This window comes from Streptomyces finlayi, assembly GCF_014216315.1.
GTDB lineage: Bacteria > Actinomycetota > Actinomycetes > Streptomycetales > Streptomycetaceae > Streptomyces > Streptomyces finlayi_A.
Genome location: NZ_CP045702.1, coordinates 3,531,729 through 3,551,080, shown reverse-complemented (window position 1 = coordinate 3,551,080; position 19,352 = coordinate 3,531,729). Strand labels below are relative to the sequence as shown.

17 protein-coding genes, 4 tRNA genes and 1 pseudogene are annotated in these 19,352 nt (G+C 69.5%); 13 read left to right on the top strand and 9 right to left on the bottom strand.

The window, feature by feature from the left end:
• Window positions 1-214 precede the first annotated feature (214 nt).
• Both F0344_RS16380 and F0344_RS16375 read left to right on the top strand, forming a co-directional pair.
• Window positions 215-1,678 (top strand): N,N-dimethylformamidase beta subunit family domain-containing protein, encoded by a 1,464-nt coding sequence (locus tag F0344_RS16380; RefSeq protein ID WP_185299497.1) that lies wholly within the window; start codon window positions 215-217, stop codon window positions 1,676-1,678.
• 104 nt (window positions 1,679-1,782) lie between these two features.
• Window positions 1,783-2,697: a phosphoribosylaminoimidazolesuccinocarboxamide synthase gene (locus F0344_RS16375; RefSeq protein ID WP_185299496.1), complete on the top strand. Its 915-nt coding sequence runs from the start codon at window positions 1,783-1,785 to the stop codon at window positions 2,695-2,697.
• Window positions 2,698-2,751: 54 nt separating this feature from the next.
• On the opposite strand, the gene F0344_RS16370 is transcribed toward F0344_RS16375, so the two are convergent.
• The 5 genes and pseudogenes from F0344_RS16370 to F0344_RS16350 form a co-directional block, all read right to left on the bottom strand.
• A tRNA-Gly gene (locus F0344_RS16370) sits at window positions 2,752-2,827 on the bottom strand.
• A 23-nt stretch (window positions 2,828-2,850) separates the two neighbouring features.
• A pseudogene (locus tag F0344_RS16365) lies at window positions 2,851-3,315 on the bottom strand (LuxR C-terminal-related transcriptional regulator); the annotation flags it as partial.
• Between the two features lie 279 nt (window positions 3,316-3,594).
• Window positions 3,595-3,667: transfer RNA gene (locus tag F0344_RS16360), tRNA-Gly, on the bottom strand.
• Between the two features lie 79 nt (window positions 3,668-3,746).
• Window positions 3,747-3,818, bottom strand: a tRNA-Gly gene (locus tag F0344_RS16355).
• A gap of 153 nt (window positions 3,819-3,971) precedes the next feature.
• Window positions 3,972-4,307 (bottom strand): histone-like nucleoid-structuring protein Lsr2, encoded by a 336-nt coding sequence (locus tag F0344_RS16350; protein ID WP_185299495.1) that lies wholly within the window; start codon window positions 4,305-4,307, stop codon window positions 3,972-3,974.
• A 374-nt stretch (window positions 4,308-4,681) separates the two neighbouring features.
• Between F0344_RS16350 and purS the strand changes: the two genes are divergently transcribed.
• The 9 genes from purS to purM all read left to right on the top strand — a co-directional run bounded on the left by purS (window position 4,682) and on the right by purM (window position 14,510).
• Window positions 4,682-4,933: a phosphoribosylformylglycinamidine synthase subunit PurS gene (gene purS / locus F0344_RS16345; RefSeq protein ID WP_185299494.1), complete on the top strand. Its 252-nt coding sequence runs from the start codon at window positions 4,682-4,684 to the stop codon at window positions 4,931-4,933.
• The gene (gene purQ / locus F0344_RS16340; RefSeq protein ID WP_185299493.1) at window positions 4,930-5,610 is read left to right on the top strand and encodes a phosphoribosylformylglycinamidine synthase subunit PurQ; all 681 of its coding nucleotides are present in this window, start codon (window positions 4,930-4,932) and stop codon (window positions 5,608-5,610) included. The genes purS and purQ overlap by 4 nt, the downstream gene beginning before the upstream one ends.
• Window positions 5,607-7,856: a phosphoribosylformylglycinamidine synthase subunit PurL gene (gene purL / locus F0344_RS16335; protein ID WP_185299492.1), complete on the top strand. Its 2,250-nt coding sequence runs from the start codon at window positions 5,607-5,609 to the stop codon at window positions 7,854-7,856. Before purQ ends, purL begins: the two co-directional genes overlap by 4 nt.
• A gap of 103 nt (window positions 7,857-7,959) precedes the next feature.
• Window positions 7,960-8,547, top strand: coding sequence for an ArsR/SmtB family transcription factor (locus F0344_RS16330; protein WP_185299491.1), 588 nt, complete (start codon window positions 7,960-7,962; stop codon window positions 8,545-8,547).
• A 44-nt stretch (window positions 8,548-8,591) separates the two neighbouring features.
• Entirely contained in the window at window positions 8,592-9,581 is a 990-nt protein-coding gene (locus tag F0344_RS16325) for a M23 family metallopeptidase (protein ID WP_185299490.1), read from the top strand.
• Window positions 9,582-9,602: 21 nt separating this feature from the next.
• Entirely contained in the window at window positions 9,603-10,403 is an 801-nt protein-coding gene (locus F0344_RS16320) for a maleylpyruvate isomerase family mycothiol-dependent enzyme (RefSeq protein WP_185299489.1), read from the top strand.
• A gap of 39 nt (window positions 10,404-10,442) precedes the next feature.
• Window positions 10,443-11,282 carry an META domain-containing protein gene (locus F0344_RS16315; RefSeq protein ID WP_185299488.1) on the top strand — a complete coding sequence of 280 codons (840 nt, stop codon included), beginning with the start codon at window positions 10,443-10,445 and terminating at the stop codon, window positions 11,280-11,282.
• Window positions 11,283-11,849: 567 nt separating this feature from the next.
• Complete coding sequence (gene purF, locus F0344_RS16310) at window positions 11,850-13,376, top strand: amidophosphoribosyltransferase (protein ID WP_185299487.1); 1,527 nt, start codon at window positions 11,850-11,852, stop codon at window positions 13,374-13,376.
• Between the two features lie 60 nt (window positions 13,377-13,436).
• Window positions 13,437-14,510: a phosphoribosylformylglycinamidine cyclo-ligase gene (gene purM / locus F0344_RS16305; protein WP_185299486.1), complete on the top strand. Its 1,074-nt coding sequence runs from the start codon at window positions 13,437-13,439 to the stop codon at window positions 14,508-14,510.
• Between the two features lie 166 nt (window positions 14,511-14,676).
• Here purM and F0344_RS16300 read toward each other — a convergent pair whose 3' ends face one another.
• Window positions 14,677-14,940 carry a DUF3073 domain-containing protein gene (locus F0344_RS16300; RefSeq protein WP_185299485.1) on the bottom strand — a complete coding sequence of 88 codons (264 nt, stop codon included), beginning with the start codon at window positions 14,938-14,940 and terminating at the stop codon, window positions 14,677-14,679.
• 302 nt (window positions 14,941-15,242) lie between these two features.
• Complete coding sequence (locus tag F0344_RS16295) at window positions 15,243-16,325, bottom strand: Leu/Phe/Val dehydrogenase (protein ID WP_185299484.1); 1,083 nt, start codon at window positions 16,323-16,325, stop codon at window positions 15,243-15,245.
• Window positions 16,326-16,504: 179 nt separating this feature from the next.
• Here F0344_RS16295 and F0344_RS16290 point away from each other — a divergent pair, with 179 nt between their 5' ends.
• A complete protein-coding gene (locus tag F0344_RS16290; RefSeq protein ID WP_185299483.1) occupies window positions 16,505-17,350 on the top strand; it encodes a hypothetical protein in 846 nt (281 codons plus the stop codon).
• Window positions 17,351-17,982: 632 nt separating this feature from the next.
• Window positions 17,983-18,189, top strand: a complete 207-nt coding sequence (bldC, locus tag F0344_RS16285) for a developmental transcriptional regulator BldC (RefSeq protein ID WP_003949541.1) — start codon at window positions 17,983-17,985, stop codon at window positions 18,187-18,189.
• A 467-nt stretch (window positions 18,190-18,656) separates the two neighbouring features.
• Here the strand turns inward: bldC and F0344_RS35145 are convergent, their stop codons facing one another.
• On the bottom strand, window positions 18,657-19,112 hold the full coding sequence (locus F0344_RS35145) for a DUF6274 family protein (protein ID WP_219732138.1): 456 nt from the start codon (window positions 19,110-19,112) through the stop codon (window positions 18,657-18,659).
• A gap of 141 nt (window positions 19,113-19,253) precedes the next feature.
• Window positions 19,254-19,328: transfer RNA gene (locus F0344_RS16280), tRNA-Asp, on the bottom strand.
• Window positions 19,329-19,352: the final 24 nt, after the last annotated feature.

Genomic DNA, 19,352 nt, shown 5'->3' with positions numbered 1-19,352 from the left:
GCGGTCGGGGCAGGGGCCGGCAGCCTCCTGCCAGCCGTCCACGACAGGCCTGTCGTGCGTGACCCCGCATCGCCAATACCCGGAAGCGCAGGTTCCGTTCACGTCAATCCGCGACGAACGGTGACGGAGTGGATGCGTTATGTGATGTGCTGGGGATCGGCGCTGACATCCGGCGCACCAGAGTTGTCCGGGGGACTCGAGGGCGGGGAGCGGTATGGGGGCGGAGCAGATTCGACGGTGGGAGTCGGGTGCCCTCGCGCATGCCGTGAGCGATCCCTTCGGGCAGGGCCCCCTGCCCTGGCTGCGCGGCAGCGAGAACTACTTCGACGACACGGGCCAGGTCGTCCCCTGGTACGCGGACCCCGAGCTCGGCCGGGGCGGCACCGGCGGCGGCACGCGTACCGCCGACGACGTGCACCGGCAGATCAAGGGCTTCGTCTCGCCGGGCGCCGCGGCCCCGGGGAAGGCGATCGACTTCCACATCACGGTCGACCCGCCCCAGCAGTTCTCCGTCGACGTCTACCGGATCGGACATTACGGCGGCGACGGCGCCGCGAAGATCACCACCAGTCCCCGGCTCTCCGGCATCGTCCAGCCGGCCCCGCTGGCCGCGGACCGCACGGTCTCCTGCCACCACTGGTGGCTCTCCTGGCGGCTCCAGATCCCCGGCTACTGGTCCGTCGGCGCGTACGTCGCCGTCCTCACCACCGCCGACGGCTACCGCTCCCACATCCCCTTCACGGTCCGCGACGACCACCCCGCCGACCTGCTCCTCCTGCTCCCGGACATCACGTGGCAGGCGTACAACCTCTACCCGGAGGACGGCCGTACGGGCGCCAGCCTCTACCACGCCTGGGACGAACAGGGACGGCTGCTCGGCGAGGAGGACGCCGCCGTCACCATCTCCTTCGACCGGCCGTACGCGGGTGCGGGACTGCCCCTGCACGTCGGCCACGCCTACGACTTCATCCGCTGGGCCGAGCGGTACGGCTACGACCTGGCCTACGCCGACGCCCGCGATCTCCACGCGGGCCGCGTCGACCCCAGTCGCTACCGGGGCCTGGTCTTCCCCGGCCATGACGAGTACTGGTCCGTGCCGATGCGCCGTACCGCCGAGCTGGCCCGTGACACCGGCACCTCGCTCGTCTTCCTCTCCGCCAACACCATGTACTGGCAGGTCGGTCTCTCCCCGTCCGCCTCCGGCGTCCCGGACGGCCTGCTCACCTGCCGCAAGCGACGGGGGCCCGGCAAGCCCGCCCTGTGGCGCGAGGTCGACCGCGCCGAACAGCAGCTCCTCGGCATCCAGTACGCGGGCCGGGTCCCCGAACCCCACCCCCTGGTCGTGCGGAACGCCGAGCACTGGCTCTGGGACGCGACCGGCGCCACCGAGGGCGACGAGATCGACGGGCTGGTTGCCGGCGAGGCCGACCGCTACTTCCCGCGCACCACGCTCCCCGAACACGAGAACCGCATCCTGCTCGCCCATTCCCCGTACCGGGACGGCGACGGAACCACCCGCCACCAGGAGACCTCCCTGTACCGGGCGCCCTCCGGCGCCCTCGTCTTCGCCTCCGGCACCTTCGCCTGGTCCCCGGCCCTGGACCGACCCGGCCATGTGGACCCGCGGATCCAGCGCGCCACGGCCAACCTCCTCGACCGCATCTGCAAGCGCGACTGACCGGCCCGAGGGCTTCGCCACCCATCTGGAGGCCCCGCCCCTCGCGCCCCCGCCCCCATACGGGACAATCGGACAACTCCTGGATCAACCTACGCGGAGGCAGCGTGTCCGGTTTCGTAGAAAAGCCCGAGCCCGTGCAGGTCCCGGGTCTCACCCACCTGCACACCGGCAAGGTGCGCGACCTGTACCGGAACGAGGCGGGCGACCTCGTCATGGTCGCCAGCGACCGTATGTCCGCGTACGACTGGGTCCTGCCTACCGAGATCCCGGACAAGGGCCGCGTCCTCACCCAGTTGTCGCTGTGGTGGTTCGACCAGCTCACCGATCTCGTGCCGAACCACGTCCTGTCCGCTGAGGTCCCCGCCGGAGCCCCCGCCGACTGGGCCGGCCGGACGCTGATCTGCACGTCGCTGCGCATGGTGCCCGTCGAGTGCGTCGCGCGCGGCTATCTGACCGGCTCCGGACTCGTCGAGTACAAGGCATCCCGCACCGTCTGCGGCCTCGGTCTCCCCGAGGGCCTCGTCGACGGCTCGGAACTCCCGGCCCCGATCTTCACCCCCGCCACGAAGGCGGCCGTCGGGGACCACGACGAGAACGTGAGTTACGAGGAAGTGGTCCGGGAGGTCGGCGCCGAGACGGCCGCCCTGCTGCGCCGTACGACGCTCGACGTGTACGGCCGGGCCCGCGACATCGCACGCGAGCGCGGGATCATCCTCGCCGACACGAAGTTCGAGTTCGGCTTCGCCGCCGACGGTGCGGGCGAGGACCAGCTGGTCATCGGGGACGAGGTGCTGACCCCCGACTCCTCGCGCTTCTGGCCCGCCGAGACCTGGCAGCCGGGCAGGGCCCAGCCCTCGTACGACAAGCAGTTCGTGCGCGACTGGCTGACCTCGCCTGCCTCCGGCTGGGACCGCACGAGCGAGCAGCCGCCGCCGGCACTGCCGCAGCAGATCGTGGACGCGACCCGCGTCAAGTACATCGACGCCTACGAGCTGCTCACCGGCACCACCTGGTCGTAGCACCCCCACAGACACGAAGAAGGCCCCGGTCACGAGGACCGGGGCCTTCTTCCGTGGAGCGAACGACGAGGTTCGAACTCGCGACCTCAACCTTGGCAAGGTTGCGCTCTACCAGCTGAGCTACGTTCGCAGTGCGCCGAAGTGCGGTGCCAACTATACCCACCCCCGCCGCCGTGCGAGACGCACGGCCGCATGACGGTTCTCCGCACCGAGTTTGGTGACGGCCGACGACAGGTAGTTGCGCACCGTCCCCTGCGACAGCGAAGCCCGCTCGGCGATATCCGCGACGGGCGCTCCGTCCGCGGCCGGTTCCAGCACCTCCGCCTCCCGGGCGGTCAGTGGCGAGTCCCCCGCGGAGATCGCGTCGGCGGCCAACTCCGGCTCCACGTACCGGTTCCCGGCGTGCACCGTGCGGATGATCCCGGCCAGTCGCCGGGCGCTGACCGTCTTCGGTACGAACGCCCGGACGCCCGCCGCGAGCGCCCGCTTCAGATGCCCGGGCCTGCCGTGACTCGTCACGATCATCGTCCGGCAGGCGGGCAGTGCGGCCCGCAGCGATGTGGCGACCTTCACACCGTCGGCGCCCGGCATCTCCAGCTCCAGGACCGCGACACAGGGCGAAGAGCTCGCCGCGTGCCACGGAGAAAGTGATACCGCTCACGGCTTCGAAGCCGCCCGCGTACCTGCGCCGGACCGCGTTCGCCTCGATTGCGGTGCCGACGGAAAGAAAGTCGTCGCTGGTCATGAGGCAAGACTTCCGCCGGACCACGGCCGGGAGCAGTGCGCGGTGTCACCGGGACTCATGACAAACGTCATGAGTCCCGGTGACGGCAGAGGGTGCGGCCACGGGATACGACAAAGGCCCCGGTCGATAATCGACCAGGGCCTTTGATCAAGAGCGGACGACCAGGTTCGAACTGGCGACCTCAACCTTGGCAAGGTTGCGCTCTACCAACTGAGCTACGTCCGCATTGCAGCCACTCGGCTTTCACCGGTGGTGCGCTCACCACTCTACCTGATCCACCAAGTGGTCAGACAGTGCGATGTAGAGCGGGTGACAGGAATTGCACACTGCGCCTTCCCCCTGGAAGGGGGATGTTCTACTACTGAACTACACCCGCACGCGGCTCGGGGCCGGGCCTTTCGGCCTTGCCCTTCGGCGTGCTCCAGACTCTAGCCGACCTGCAGGGGTGTCGCGCAAGTCGGCTCCCCTGCAGGTGTCGCGAGGAGGGTCCGGAGCGGGCGCCGAGGAAGGGCTCCTGCGTCGCTGCCGCTCAACTGGCGGCGTGGAACGCCTCGTAGACCTTCTTGGGGATCCGGCCCCGGGCCGGCACCTCCATCCGGTGCGACCGGGCCCAGGCGCGGACGGCCGCCGGGTCGGGGGCGATCGACGTGTGGTGGTACGAGACGGGGGTCTTGCCGTGCTTGCCGGCATTTGTCTGCTTCCGCCCGGCCGCCATGTACGGCGCCAGCGTCTTGCGCAGTTTCTTTGCATTGGCGGGATTGAGGTCGATCTCGTACGACTTCCCGTCCAGGGCGAAGGTGACCGTTTCCGCCGCTGTTCCCCCGTCGATGTCGTCGGAGAGCGTAACCACTACGCGCTGAACCACGGATATCGGTCCTTTCCTACGGCGTCGCCGCGTCTGACATGCGGTGACGTCGGCCTTCCGGCTGTTAGGCGGATGCGGATCGACTGGTGTCGACTGTTCCCGGGGTGATGTCACTTTCCCCGGGTAATCATTTGTACAGCTATGGGTGCCGCATTGTGAAGCCCAGCCAATTGCTTCAGCGTGTCCGTGTGCAATCCGGTGAGGATTTTTTTTCCAGGACTTTCCCTGCGTGTTGTCGCGGCCGATATCTCGGCGTGATCTGCGCCGCCTGATATCTACCCGCGTAGAATTTCTGGGCAGGTACGCTGAGTGGACCCGCGGGGGTCTGGGGAACCCCCCGGAGACACAGCCGCACCACACCACCGGGAGTGCCAGTGGCACGCGTCGTAGTCGACGTCATGCTCAAGCCGGAGATCCTCGACCCGCAGGGACAGGCTGTGCAGCGCGCACTGCCCCGTCTCGGCTTCGAAGGAATCGCGGACGTCCGTCAGGGAAAGCGTTTCGAGCTCGAGGTCGAGGGGCCGGTCGACGACGCGGCCCTCGCCCGTATCAACGAGCTTGCCGAGACCTTCCTCGCCAACACCGTCATCGAGGACTTCGTCGTGAGGGTGGAGGAGGAGAAGTGACCGCTCGTATCGGCGTCGTCACTTTTCCCGGCACCCTCGACGACCAGGACAGCCTGCGGGCCGTCCGGATCGCGGGCGCCGAACCCGTGTCGCTCTGGCACCGCGACAAGGACCTGCACCAGGTCGACGCCGTGGTCCTGGCGGGCGGCTTCTCCTACGGCGACTACCTGCGGGCCGGCGCCATCTCCCGCTTCTCGCCGGTGATGGAGACCGTCATCGAGCAGGCGAAGGCGGGCATGCCGGTCCTCGGCATCTGCAACGGCTTCCAGATCCTCACCGAGGCGCACCTGCTGCCCGGCGCCATGCTGCGCAACAACCACCTCCACTTCATCTGCCGTGACCAGAGGCTGAAGGTGGAGAACGCGGGCACCGCGTGGACCTCGGACTACACCGAGGGCCAGGAGATCTCCGTACCCCTGAAGAACGTGGACGGCCGGTACACCGCCGACGAGCGCACGCTCGACGAGCTGGAGGCCGAGGGCCGCGTCGCGTTCCGCTACCTCGACGTGAACCCCAACGGCTCGCTGCGCGACATCGCCGGCATCACGAACGCCGCGGGCAACGTCGTCGGTCTGATGCCGCACCCGGAGCACGCCGTCGAGCCGCTGATCGGAACCGGACGCACCGACGGCCTCGGGTTCTTCACCTCGATCATCAAGAAGCTGGTCAACGCATGAGCCTGGATACGGTCAAGCACGCGGCCGAGACCCCGGACACCGAGCAGCCCTGGAAGGAACTCGGCCTCAAGGAGGACGAGTACGCGCGGATCCGCGAGATCCTGGGCCGCCGTCCCACCGGCGCCGAGCTCGCCATGTACTCCGTGATGTGGTCCGAGCACTGCTCGTACAAGAGCAGCAAGGTCCACCTCAAGCAGTTCGGCGAGAAGGTCCCCGAGAACGACGCGATGCTCGTCGGCATCGGCGAGAACGCCGGTGTGGTCGACGTCGGCCAGGGGTACGCGGTCACCTTCAAGGTCGAGTCGCACAACCACCCCTCGTACATCGAGCCCTACCAGGGCGCGGCCACAGGCGTCGGCGGCATCGTCCGCGACATCCTCGCCATGGGTGCCCGCCCGGTCGCGGTCGTCGACCCGCTGCGCTTCGGTGCGGCCGACCACCCCGACACCAAGCGCGTCCTCCCGGGTGTCGTCGCGGGCATCGGCGGCTACGGCAACTGCCTCGGTCTGCCGAACATCGGCGGCGAGGTCGTCTTCGACGCCTGCTACCAGGGCAACCCGCTCGTCAACGCCGGCTGCATCGGCGTGATGAAGCACGAGGACATCCACCTGGCCCAGGCGTCCGGCCCCGGCAACAAGGTCATCCTGTACGGCGCACGCACCGGCGGCGACGGCATCGGCGGCGTCTCCGTGCTGGCCTCGGAGACCTTCGAGGCGACCGGTCCGGCCAAGCGGCCCGCGGTCCAGGTCGGCGACCCGTTCCAGGAGAAGCTCCTCATCGAGTGCACCCTGGAGATCTTCAAGGAGAAGCTCGTTGCGGGCATCCAGGACCTCGGCGGCGCCGGGCTCTCCTGCGCCACGAGCGAGCTGGCCTCCGCCGGCTCCGGTGGTATGCGCGTCGAGCTGGACACCGTGCCGCTGCGTGACTCCTCCCTCTCGCCCGAGGAAATCCTCATGAGCGAGTCGCAGGAGCGCATGTGCGCGATCGTGGAGCCGCAGCACGTCGAGCGCTTCATGGAGATCTGCGAGAAGTGGGACGTCATCGCCACCGTCATCGGTGAGGTGACCGAGGGCTCGCAGCTGGAGATCTTCTGGCACGGCGAGCAGATCGTGGACGTACCGCCGCGGTCCGTCGCCCACGAGGGTCCGACGTACCACCGCCCGTTCGCCCGCCCGTCCTGGCAGGACGCCCTCCAGGCCGACGACGCCGGCCTGCTGGCCCGTCCGGCCGACGGCGCCGAACTGCGCGAGCAGGTCCTCAAGCTGGTCGCTTCCCCGAACCAGGCGTCCAAGTCCTGGATCACCGACCAGTACGACCGTTTCGTGCAGGGCAACACCGTGCTGGCGATGCCCGAGGACGCGGGCATGGTCCGGATCGACGAGAAGTCGAACCTGGGCGTGGCCATGGCGACCGACGGCAACGGCCGGTACGCGAAGCTCGACCCGTACACGGGTGCGCAGCTCGCGCTGGCGGAGTCGTACCGCAACGTCGCCGCCTCCGGTGCCAAGCCGCTGGCGATCTCGGACTGCCTGAACTTCGGTTCGCCCGAGGACCCGGACGTCATGTGGCAGTTCGCCGAGGCCACCCGCGGTCTCGCGGACGGCTGCCTGGAGCTCGGTACGCCGGTCACCGGCGGCAACGTGTCGCTGTACAACCAGACCGGTGACACGGCGATCCACCCGACGCCGGTCGTGGCCGTGCTCGGTGTGATCGACGACGTCACGCGGCGTACGCCGGTCGCCTTCGCTGAAGAGGGCCAGCTCCTCTACCTGCTGGGGGACACGCACGAGGAGTTCGGCGGTTCGGCCTGGTCCGAGGTCATCCACCAGCACCTCGGCGGCATGCCGCCCAAGGTCGACCTGGGCCGCGAGAAGCTGCTCGGCGAGATCCTGATCTCGGCGTCCCGCGACGGCATGATCGACGCGGCGCACGACCTCTCGGACGGCGGCCTGATCCAGGCGGTCACCGAGTCCTGCCTGCGCGGCGGGAAGGGGGCACGGCTCGTCGTGCCGGACGGCATCGACGCGTTCACCTTCCTCTTCTCCGAGTCCGCCGGGCGCGCGATCGTCTCGATCCCGCGCAGCGAGGAGCTCCGTTTCAACGACATGTGCGGGGCGCGCGGTCTGCCCGTCAGCCGGATCGGTGTCGTGGACGGCGAGGAGATCGAGGTACAGGGCGAGTTCAGCATTCCGCTGAGCGAGCTGCGCACGGCCCACGAGGCCATCATTCCGGCGCTGTTCGGCTGAGTCCGACCGCTCCACGTTCCGCCGAAGCCCCTGCCCGGTCGTCCGGGTGGGGGCTTCGGCGTTTCCTCTTGTGCGGGATTACGTAATTACGTAAGATGCAGTCATGGAGCTTGAGGAGCGGGTCACCGAGCTGGAACGGCGGCTCGCCGCGCTCGAGCGGCCGACAGGGCCGGAGCTCACCGCCCACGAGCCGGAGCGCTATCGGCCGGAGCGGTATCCGATCGAGACGGACTTCTGGGCGCTGGAAGGCCTGAAACGGCAGCTCAGCGACATCGAGGGCAGTGCCGGAGACGACGGCGGGGACGACGAAGGCACGGCGGACGGCGGAGTGCTCTACACCGGTGCGGTACGCCTGCCGACCGGCGAGCAGTACGAGTGGCAGTACGGCACGCTCACCGCGCAAGTGCTGGGCACGGACGAGGATTCGCCCGGCTGGTCGGACGTCGCGGAGTCGCTGGCCGCCCTCGGCCATCCGGTACGGCTGCGGCTGCTGCGCGAGATCCTCGCGGGCCGCCGGACGGCCGCCGAGCTCGCCACCCTCGACGGGGTCGGCACGACGGGCCAGATCTACCACCATCTGCGCCAGCTGACCGGTGCCGGCTGGCTGCACACGACGGGGCGGGGACGGTACGAAGTGCCGGGCGTCCGGGTCGTGCCGCTGCTGGTGGTGCTGACGGCGGGGAGACGCTGAGCGGTCCCGCATCCACGACGAGCCGACAGAACGAGGGGAACACCATGTCCGTACGCAAGGCCGCCATGATCCTGTACCGCTGCTGCTGGATCGTCTTCGTGGCGCTGGTGCTCGCGAGCTTCCTTTCCGAACCGCTGATTCCCTACGGGCTGACGTTCGTGCCGGCGGGTGCCGCGATCGCCATCGGCCTTCTGATGGGCCGCCGCAGCCGTACGGAACGGGCGAGGACGGTTCCTCCGGTGGAGGTCGAGCCGCCGGTGGCCGGTCGGTGGTCCGCGCTGAACAGCCCGGCGGACAAGGTGCCGAGCCACGGTACGCACGGGTACGGACAGACGTACGCGATCGACATCGTGGCCGAGCCCGAGTTCGAGCCCAAGCCCTTGAGCGAAGAGGGGGGCGAAGAGGGGGGCGAAAAGGCCGCCGTCCGCCCGCCGTTCCGATGGCTCTGGCCGGTCGTCCGCCGTAACCGGGACTTCCCGGCCTTCGGCGCCCCGCTTCTCGCGGTGGCGGACGGCACCGTGGTGCACGCGAGCCACGGCCAGCGTGACCACCTCAGCCGTAATTCGGGTCCCGCACTCGCCTATCTGATGCTGATCGAGGCGTCGGTCCGCGATATGACGAGCGCCCGCAGGATCGTCGGGAACCACCTCGTCCTCGACATCGGCGACGGTACGTACGCGATGTACGCCCACCTCCGGCGCGGCTCGCTCCGCGTGCGGGCGGGGGACACCGTCAGGGCCGGTCAGGAGCTCGCCGAGTGCGGAAACTCCGGCAACTCCACCGAACCGCATGTCCACTTCCAGCTGATGGACGATCCGGACCTGGACGTGGCGCGCGGTATCCCGTTCAGCTGGCGGGGTATCGGCATACCGGCCAACGGTGAGCACTTCACGGCGGCGGCGCCCGAGACCGGCCCCTCCGACGCCGACCCGGACGCCACCGGTACCGGCACTGGCACCGGCACTGGCACTGCCACGGCCAGTGCCGCCACCCGCTCCCCCGACCTCGCACGGGACCTCCGGGAAATGTCGTAGCCGCCGGTTAGTCTCGCCCGTATGCCTCCGGCCAAGAAGCGCTCGCGCACGTACGACGCCACGAAGACCCGCGCCGCGGTCCTGGCCCAGTTCGCCCATGTCCGGGAAGCCGTCCGCGCCTTGACGCCCGGGCAACTGGCGCTGCCCACGCGCCTGGGGGACTGGACCGTCCGTGAGCTCGCCGCGCATCTCACGATGGCCCTCTCCCGCGTCACCGAGAGTCTGGAGGAGCCGGAGCCGGCCGGCCCGAAGCCCGGTCTCGCCCTCCTGGAGTGGCCGTTCTCCACGGCCGGGCGGGCGGAGGCCATCGCCGACGAGACCCGGACCCTGGCCGCCGCTTACCCCGGACTGGACACGCTGTACGCGGAGGTGACCTCCCGCTTCGATGAGCGGGTGCCCGAGGTCCCGGGGGACCGGCTGGTCACGACCAGGGCCGGGACGATGCGGCTGGGCGACTTCCTGGTCACCCGCACGGTCGAGCTGGTCACGCACACCGACGATCTGAACGCGGCGACCGGCCTGGACATCCCGTACGACCGGCAGGCGCTCGCCGCCTGTACCCGGCTGCTGGCCGACGCTCTCGCGGACAGGGCCCCGGGCGGTTCGGTGGAGGTACGCATCCCGCCGTTCGCCGTCGTCCAGTGCATCGGCGGCCCCAAACACACCCGGGGCACGCCGCCCAATGTCGTGGAGACCGCTCCGCTCGTCTGGGCCCGGCTCGCCACCGGCCGTACCGACTGGGCCCGGGCGCTGGACGCGGCGGAGGTCAGGGCGAGCGGAGAGCGGGCCGATCTCGCTCCTCTGCTCCCACTGATGGGCTGACGGGGGAACCGGATCGCCACCCCGATCCGTCCCAGGGCCATGCGCACACAACGTATGGCTGTCAGCGTCCTCGCCGTCCTCACCCTCGCCGCCTGCGGCACGGAGTCGGGTTCCGGAGCCGGCTCCGGCGCGGGAACCGGCGACGGCAGCGGCACGGTGCGTACCGACCTGCCCGTCACCGGCGTCCGCTGGAACGTCCAGTCCATGACCGTCGACGGGAAGAAGTCCACCGCGCCGGCCGAGGCCCACGTGACCATGGATTCCCAGGGCAAGGCCACCGGGAATCTCGGCTGCAACCACTACACCGCCAACGTCCGTGTCGAGGGCGACACCGTCACCCTCGGACCGGGCACCACCACCGAAATGGCCTGCGAGAAGGACGTGCAGGACTTCGAGAACGCCCTTGCCCGCGCGTTCAGCGGCACCCTCAAAGCGGCCGTGGTGAACAAGACCCTCACTCTGACGACGGGCAAGGGGGACACCGTCACCCTCACGTCCGAGCCTGCCCGGCCCGCGGCCCCGCTCACCGGCACCACCTGGACCGTCACCACCCTGAACGACGGCGAGACCGCGACCTCCCTGCCCGCGGGCACCCGGGACAAGGCACCCCGCATCGTCTTCGGCAAGGACGGCACCGTGGAGGGAAACCTCGGCTGCAACAACTTCCGCGGCAAGGCGACGGTGGCCGGCTCGTCGATCACCTTCGGACCGCTCGCCTCCACCCGCAAGATGTGCGGGGACGCCGAGATGGACGTCGAACGGTCCGTGCTCGCCGCACTCAGCGGGAAGACGACGTACGAGATCGACGGCCGGGCCCTGTCCCTGACCGCGGAGAACGGCAAGGGACTCGGCGCCTCCGCCCCCGAGGACGGGAAGTAGCGGACTGATCTGCGGGCATGAGGACTCCTGCCGGGGCGGCGCACGCGGCGGATGACGGCACGAGCGTGACCGAGTGATCACCGAGGGGCCGCACGGCCCAGGAGCCTGCCGGCGGTCCGCGCCTGTCAATGCCGGTCTCGGACCCCGGACTTCCTCGCGGCGGCAGGAGGCCCTCGCCGCCCGCGCCCCCGGTGGCCTCTCCACCCGAGAGGCCACCGACTCCTGCAAGAGGGTCCCGCAGTGTGAGGCTCACCACGAAACGAGCGTTCGGCCAGCTCCTCGGCGGGGGTGCTCCGGGATCACCGTGCGCCACGACGTGGGCTCGCGGTCCCGGTCGGCCGCTGGCTTGAACTGATCGGTAACGGGCCGCTAATCCGGGCGCCTGCCGCCCACAGCGCGCCGACGGCCAGTCCTGCCACCCTCCCGGTGTCACGCGCAGTGATCATCGGAGGGTGCGGGGAGGGTTCGTCCGGGACCTCCGTCACGCACGTCCGCGATGCCCTGGCGGCCCGGGTGCGGCAGGCACCGAATTCGGACCGGTGGTCGATCTCGCCTACACTCGGAGGCGTGCCTCGTGGTGATGGACGACTCAACCACGACCTGCTCCCCGGAGAGAAAGGCCCCCAGGACGCTTGTGGCGTCTTCGGTGTCTGGGCTCCGGGCGAAGAGGTCGCCAAGCTCACCTATTTCGGACTGTATGCCCTGCAGCACCGTGGACAGGAGTCCGCGGGCATCGCAGTGAGCAACGGGTCCCAGATCCTGGTCTTCAAGGACATGGGACTGGTCTCGCAGGTCTTCGACGAAACGTCTCTGGGATCGCTCCAGGGCCATATCGCGGTCGGTCATGCCCGCTACTCCACCACCGGTGCCTCGGTGTGGGAGAACGCGCAGCCGACGTTCCGTGCCACCGCGCACGGCTCGATCGCCCTGGGTCACAACGGCAACCTGGTCAATACGGCCCAGCTCGCCGAGATGGTCGCAGACCTCCCTCGCAGGGACGGCCGCGCCACCCAGGTCGCCGCGACCAACGACACCGATCTCGTGACCGCGCTGCTCGCCGGCCAGACCGATGACGACGACAAGCCGCTCACCATCGAAGAAGCGGCCACCAAGGTGCTTCCCGAGGTGCGGGGTGCCTTCTCGCTCGTCTTCATGGACGAGCAAACGCTCTACGCCGCCCGTGACCCGCAGGGCATCCGCCCGCTGGTCCTCGGCCGTCTGGAGCGCGGCTGGGTGGTGGCCTCCGAGTCCGCCGCCCTGGACATCTGCGGCGCCAGCTTCGTCCGCGAGGTCGAGCCCGGTGAGCTGATCGCCATCGACGAGAACGGTCTGCGCACCTCCCGCTTCGCGGAAGCGAAGCCCAAGGGCTGTGTCTTCGAGTACGTCTACCTGGCCCGCCCCGACACCGACATCGCCGGGCGGAACGTCTACCTCTCCCGTGTGGAGATGGGCCGCAGGCTGGCCGCCGAAGCCCCGGCCGAAGCGGATCTGGTCATAGCGACTCCGGAATCCGGCACGCCCGCCGCGATCGGATACGCCGAGGCCAGCGGGATCCCGTTCGGCGCCGGGCTGGTCAAGAACGCGTACGTGGGCCGGACCTTCATCCAGCCGTCCCAGACCATCCGCCAGCTGGGGATCCGGCTCAAGCTGAACCCGCTCAAGGAAGTCATCAAGGGCAAGCGCCTGGTGGTCGTCGACGACTCGATCGTCCGCGGCAACACCCAGCGCGCGCTCGTCCGGATGCTCCGCGAGGCGGGCGCGGCCGAGATCCACATCCGGATCTCCTCCCCGCCGGTCAAGTGGCCCTGCTTCTTCGGTATCGACTTCGCGACCCGCGCCGAGCTGATCGCCAACGGCATGACGGTCGACGAGATCGCCACGTCCATGGGTGCCGACTCGCTCTCGTACATCTCGCTCGACGCGATGGTCGAGGCGACGACGATCGCCAAGCCGAATCTCTGCCGCGCCTGCTTCGACGGGGTGTACCCGATGGAGCTCCCGGACCCGGAGCTGCTCGGCAAGCAGCTGCTGGAGACCGAGCTGGCGGCCGGCCCCGCCGCCACCGCGGCGGCCGACGCGCTGCGTCGTCCGTGATCCGGAACGACCGGCGCTTCCCCCACCAGCCCCGTACTTCCACACGAAAGATCCCAGGCAATGTCTGAGACAACAGGTGCTTCCTACGCGGCAGCGGGCGTCGACATCGAGGCCGGCGACCGTGCTGTCGAGCTGATGAAGGAGTGGGTGAAGAAGACGCAGCGCGCAGAGGTCGCGGGCCTCGGCGGCCTCGGCGGATTCGCCGGCCTCTTCGACGCCTCGGCGCTCAAGCGTTACGAGCGTCCGCTGCTCGCCTCCGCAACCGACGGCGTCGGTACGAAGGTGGATATCGCGCGCCGGATGGGTGTGTACGACACCATCGGCCACGACCTCGTCGGCATGGTCGTCGACGACCTGGTCGTCTGTGGCGCCGAGCCGCTCTTCATGACCGACTACATCTGTGTCGGCAAGGTGCATCCCGAGCGTGTCGCGGCCATCGTGAAGGGCATCGCCGAAGGCTGTGTCCTCGCGGGCTGCGCCCTCGTCGGCGGCGAGACGGCCGAGCACCCGGGCCTCCTGGGTCCCGACGACTTCGATGTGGCGGGCGCCGGCACGGGCGTGGTCGAGGCCGAGCACCTGCTCGGTCCCGACCGAATCCGTAAGGGTGACGCGGTCATCGCGATGGCGTCCTCCGGTCTTCACTCCAACGGGTACTCGCTGGTCCGGCACGTGCTCTTCGACCGCGCGGGCTGGGCGCTCGACCGCCAGGTCGAGGAGTTCGGCCGGACGCTCGGCGAGGAGCTCCTGGAGCCCACCAAGATCTACTCGCTGGACTGCCTGGCGCTCACCCGTACGACCGAGGTGCATGCCTTCAGCCACGTCACAGGCGGCGGTCTGGCCAACAACCTGGCCCGCGTCGTCCCGGACGCGCTGCACGCCACCGTGGACCGCTCCACGTGGGCGCCCGGCGCGGTCTTCGACCTGGTCGGCAAGGCCGGACAGGTCGAGCGGCTGGAGCTGGAGAAGACGCTCAACATGGGCGTCGGCATGATCGCGATCGTCCCCGCGGACTCGGTCGACGCGGCACTGACCACCCTGGCCGACCGCGGTATCGACTCGTGGGTCGCCGGAGAGATCACCGACCGGGGCGCACACACCTCGGGCGCCGAGCTCGTGGGCGACTACGCGAAGTAGGCAGTACGGGGCGGGTCACCGGAATCGTCCGGTGACCCGCCACCGGCCGGCCCGACGCGACTCCACCGGCCCGGCGACGCGACTCCACCGAACCGGCCCGCCGTCACCAGGACAGCACAAAACCCGGTCCGAGCAGGCCCGGACCGGGTTTTGTGTCAGCGCGAGGTCAAGCGCCGCGGCGCTGTGACGACGGACCGGACTGATCGTCCTCGTCCTCGTCCTCGTCATCGTCGTCGTTGTACTGATCCGCGTACTGTGCGTACGGGTCATCTTCCTCGTCGTCGTCCTCGAACGGCTCAGCGTTCGGTGGCTGACTCGAAGGTGATGCGCCCAGCTCATTGGCCAGACGCGACAGGTCAGTCCCGCCGCTGCTGTACTTCAGCTGACGGGCGACCTTGGTCTGCTTGGCCTTTGCCCGGCCGCGCCCCATGGCTCGACCCCCTCGGTGACGGGGCTCGACGGCCCCAGAGTCTTGACACGCGTTCATGTTTCAGGACGGACTCCCGGCTGAGAGACCGCGCCTGTAGGGCTTTAACGGTACCTGCTTCCGTGGCCATACGGTACGCCGCTCGCATGAAGTGCCCCGTAAGCGACCCGGCGCGGAGCCCTGTCCGCCCTGGTCAGCTGCGATTTTAACCTCTTCTGAGCGGGCGACCCGCCGACCGGCGTGAGTCTTGTCTCGCCGGCCGGCGGGCCGTATGCGGTGACGGGTAGCGAAGACCCCGCCACCGGTCAGTGACGGCGGGCGTCGGCCATCCGCTGTTCGGCGATCCGGTCGGCCGCTGCGGCCGGCGGAATTCCGTCGGCCTTCGCACGTGCGAATATGGCCAGCGTGGTGTCGAAGATCTTCGTGGCCTTCGCCTTGCACCGGTCGAAGTCGAAGCCGTGGAGCTCGTCGGCGACCTGGATCACGCCACCGGCGTTCACGACGTAGTCGGGTGCGTACAGGATCGAGCGGTCGGCCAGATCCTTCTCGACGCCCGGGTGCGCGAGCTGGTTGTTGGCGGCGCCGCACACCACCTTCGCGGTGAGCACCGGCACGGTGTCGTCGTCGAGGGCTCCGCCGAGCGCGCACGGGGCGTAGATGTCCAGGCCCTCGGTACGGATCAGCGCGTCGGTGTCCGCGGCCACCGAGACCTCGGGGTACTGCTCGGTGATCCGGCGTACCGACTCCTCCCGCACGTCCGTGACGACGACCACGGCGCCGTCCGCGAGCAGGTGCCTGACCAGATGGTGGCCGACCTTGCCGACACCGGCGACACCGACCTTCCGGCCGCGCAGGCTCGGGTCGCCCCACAGGTGCTGGGCGGAGGCCCGCATGCCCTGGAAGACACCGAAGGCGGTGAGTACGGAGGAGTCGCCCGCGCCGCCGTTCTCGGGGGAGCGGCCGGTGGTCCAGCGGCACTCGCGGGCCACGATGTCCATGTCGGCGACATAGGTGCCGACATCGCAGGCGGTCACGTAGCGCCCGCCGAGCGAGGCGACGAACCGGCCGTAGGCCAGCAGCAGCTCCTCGGACTTGATCGTGTCCGGGTCCCCGATGATGACGGCCTTGCCGCCGCCGTGGTCGAGGCCGGCCATGGCGTTCTTGTACGACATGCCCCGCGCGAGGTTCAGGGCGTCCGCGACCGCCTCCTCCTCGGAGGCGTACGGATAGAAGCGGGTGCCGCCGAGGGCCGGGCCCAGGGCGGTGGAGTGGATGGCGATGACGGCCTTGAGGCCGCTGGCACGGTCCTGGCAGAGCACGACTTGTTCGTGGCCCCCCTGCTCCGAGTGGAACAGGGTGTGCAGGACGCCGTCGGTCACATCGGTCACTGTGGTGACTCCCAAGTACGAAGCGGCGGGAAGGCCCTCCTGAAGGTGGGGAGGGCCACCGGGCCGACCGGCACGGTCGGCCCGACTGGGCAAGAGCGTAAGTCCTCCGCGTACGGAGAGTTCGTGCCGGTGCGGAGGATCACCCCCTGGGGGAGTGGCGGCGTGACACGATTCGGCACATGTCGGTGGTGTCTTCAGTGCTCGTCCCTTACTCGTCCTATCTGCGCGTGTACGAGCCGCTCGCCGCCTTTCCGGGGCCCGAGCGGGCCCACTGGGCCAGATACGCGGAGCGTTCCTCCTTCCCCACCGCCCAGGACGAACTGCGCCGCTCCCTCGCGGACTTGGCGGCGACTCCCCCGGTCGGGGTGCCGGCGCACGAGAGCGCGGACGCGTTCGTCGCCGAGGCCGACGGGGTGGTGTGTGTCTGCCCCTGGCGTACGCGGCTGCGCGGATGGCTGGCTCTGGAGGAACTCGAGGGGATGTTTCCGGCCATGGTGTTCGACGCGGTGCTGCCCCCGGTCGTGCGGGGTCAGGCGCTCACGGATCACGAGCGGTGGCGGGAGCGGAATCCGGATGCCCGGCCGTGGATCAGGACGGCGGTGTGGCAGGTCCCGGTGCGCTGGTTCGTGCTCTTCGCCGACGAGGAGCGGGAGTACCGGGAGGCGGGCGAGGACGGCGGGCCGCCGGTGCTGCGCTACCGGACCCCGATGGTGCAGGCCCGGCGCAGGCTGGCGCGGGCGCTCAGGACCCTGCGGGAGACGGTGGACGAAGGGCCGCTGACCGAGGGCCTGGTGGACGTCGGCCGCTGGCTGGAGGAGTTCCATCCGCGTGCGCTGGTCGAGCTGGACTACGGGGGCCTGGTCCACGCGCTGCCGGCCAGGGATCTGGCGGGGGACCACTCCGCGGCGGATGTGGCCGAGGGCATCGCGGCGTTGCGGTCCGGGGACAGCGACGGGGCGAGCACGGCGTACGCGCGTCTCGCCGAGCGCTGGCGGGCGGTGCAGCACCGCCAGTTCGCCAACTGACCCGAAACCCAACAGGTCCAGGCAATCGGCGCAGAGGCGCACGAACCGGCGCAGAGGTGTGTGAGCCGGAGCGCATCCATGCTTCTGGTGGTGCGCCGAGGAGTGTTCCGGCGAGCTGACGTCGCGTGAAAATGCGGCCTGTGTGACGCATGTGGCGAGTGAGGCGGAAGAGTACGCCGTCGAGGCCGGGACCTACGTCCCGAACCGGGCCTTTGCCTCAAGCGTGACGGATAGCACTAACGGCGCCCTTGCGCCCATCCCCACCCCTCGTGCCAAAATAGGACAAGGAGTCCGAGGAGGACTCCTTCCGTCTGCCTATGGGCGGAAAGCTCGGTATTGCACTCTATGGGGGGTCTGACGACTCCTGATCGCCCCTGTGACTGATCGTCACTGTGGTGTGACTGTCCGCTATGGCATGGTCCATCGGCTTCCGTCGCTGATGAACACCTGGGAGGGCAATTCCATCGGTTTGGCCGACGCGGCTGGACGGATGGTGTAGTTGTAGTGCCGAGGACAAGCCGTTCGTCCTATAACCGACTCGGCCCGCGTCCGCCATTTCGGGCAACGCGGGTCAAGGTGCAGAATTTAGAGGAAAGAACCGAGAAGGTTCGGTTCTCCCGAGGAGGCCGCTCATGACCGCTCGCACCCCTGATGCCGAGCCGCTGCTGACCCCGGCTGAGGTTGCCACGATGTTCCGCGTGGACCCGAAGACGGTCACCCGTTGGGCGAAGGCTGGCAAGCTCACGTCCATCCGCACGCTCGGTGGGCATCGCCGGTACCGCGAGGCAGAGGTCCGCGCACTGCTTGCGGGTATTCCGCAGCAGCGCAGCGAGGCCTGACACACCCCTGTCGCCGCGCCATAACTGGGCACTGTCGGGCCCCCCAGCCCGCTGTTGTCCACCCATAGCTCCACATGACGGACGCCTGCCCCAACGGGCGTCATACCTATGCAATGCGGGTACGTCACCTGATCGCGCTGGACTCCGCCGGGTCCAGCGCGATTTTTTATGCCCGAACGGGCGGGGGCGGGGGCGTGTACGGGCTGCTGCGCCAGGTCCGTCCGGCGAATCGTGCGCGGCCCTGCCCGGGGCCCTGTGCGGGCCTCCTGCGGCTCCTGGCCGGCCCCGTCCGGGTGGCCCCGGGGGTATATCCCGAGTGGTGCAATTGCATATATTAAATTCGCCAGTTGTAAGAAGGGGGTAAAGCCACCCCTTCCAGAAACTCGTTCGGTGACTCCCGTCACACCGGCTGAGACTTGCCAACTCCCAGACTGCCACTCCCTGGAAGCGGCGGACACGGCCAATGGTCATGTCCTCGGGGGACTTTCGGCCCCGGTCCGCTCCCCGGTCCGCTCCCCGGCTCGCTTCTCGGCCCGCTCCCCGGTCGACCCGTCGGTCCACTCCTCAGCCCGCCCGTCGGCCGCTCCCGGCCCCGGACTGCCGTCGGGGGCCGCCGGGCCGCTGTCGAGGGCGACTGGACGCCCGCCGGGGGCGATTGGGCGACCGTCGGCGGTGCCTGGAGGGCTGTCGGGGGCGACTGGGCCGCCGCCGGGCGCTTCGGGGCCCCCGGAAGGGCGGGAAGGGCCCCGGGGAGGGCTCAGGAAAGCGCCGGACTCCCCCGGCGTCGCGGCGGGCTCCAAGGCGAGGAGCAGCAGCCGGTGGCAGATCGGGCAGTGCCGGGTGAGATGCCGGTACCCGGAGGCCGCGGCCAGGTGGGCGCGCAGCAGCGCGCGGGTTTCGTGCCGTGCCGTGGACGCAGACATACGTGCCACCTCCCGGTGAGCCCGCGCGGCCCCACGCCGAGGGGAACAGGGGCAGCCTCTGCTCTACGGGTTACCCGGGGCTGATGCCGCAGTCAAGACGCACGAAAGCCCGGATCAGAAGATCCGGGCTTTCGTTTCTTGCGGTCCTGACGGGATTTGAACCCGCGGCCTCCACCTTGACAGGGTGGCGAGCACTCCAAACTGCTCCACAGGACCAGGTTTTCGCGGCTGCCTTGCGGC

Bases quoted from the DNA above. Each gene is read 5' to 3' on its own strand.
- F0344_RS16380 (WP_185299497.1), top strand. From the start codon at position 215: ATGGGGGCGGAGCAGATTCGACGGTGGGAGTCGGGTGCCCTCGCGCAT.
- purL (WP_185299492.1), top strand. From the start codon at position 5,607: ATGAGCCTGGATACGGTCAAGCACGCGGCCGAGACCCCGGACACCGAG.
- F0344_RS16330 (WP_185299491.1), top strand. From the start codon at position 7,960: ATGGAGCTTGAGGAGCGGGTCACCGAGCTGGAACGGCGGCTCGCCGCG.
- F0344_RS16325 (WP_185299490.1), top strand. From the start codon at position 8,592: ATGTCCGTACGCAAGGCCGCCATGATCCTGTACCGCTGCTGCTGGATC.
- F0344_RS16320 (WP_185299489.1), top strand. From the start codon at position 9,603: ATGCCTCCGGCCAAGAAGCGCTCGCGCACGTACGACGCCACGAAGACC.
- F0344_RS16315 (WP_185299488.1), top strand. From the start codon at position 10,443: ATGCGCACACAACGTATGGCTGTCAGCGTCCTCGCCGTCCTCACCCTC.
- purM (WP_185299486.1), top strand. From the start codon at position 13,437: ATGTCTGAGACAACAGGTGCTTCCTACGCGGCAGCGGGCGTCGACATC.
- F0344_RS16300 (WP_185299485.1), bottom strand. From the start codon at position 14,940: ATGGGGCGCGGCCGGGCAAAGGCCAAGCAGACCAAGGTCGCCCGTCAG.
- F0344_RS16290 (WP_185299483.1), top strand. From the start codon at position 16,505: ATGTCGGTGGTGTCTTCAGTGCTCGTCCCTTACTCGTCCTATCTGCGC.
- bldC (WP_003949541.1), top strand. From the start codon at position 17,983: ATGACCGCTCGCACCCCTGATGCCGAGCCGCTGCTGACCCCGGCTGAG.
- F0344_RS35145 (WP_219732138.1), bottom strand. From the start codon at position 19,112: ATGTCTGCGTCCACGGCACGGCACGAAACCCGCGCGCTGCTGCGCGCC.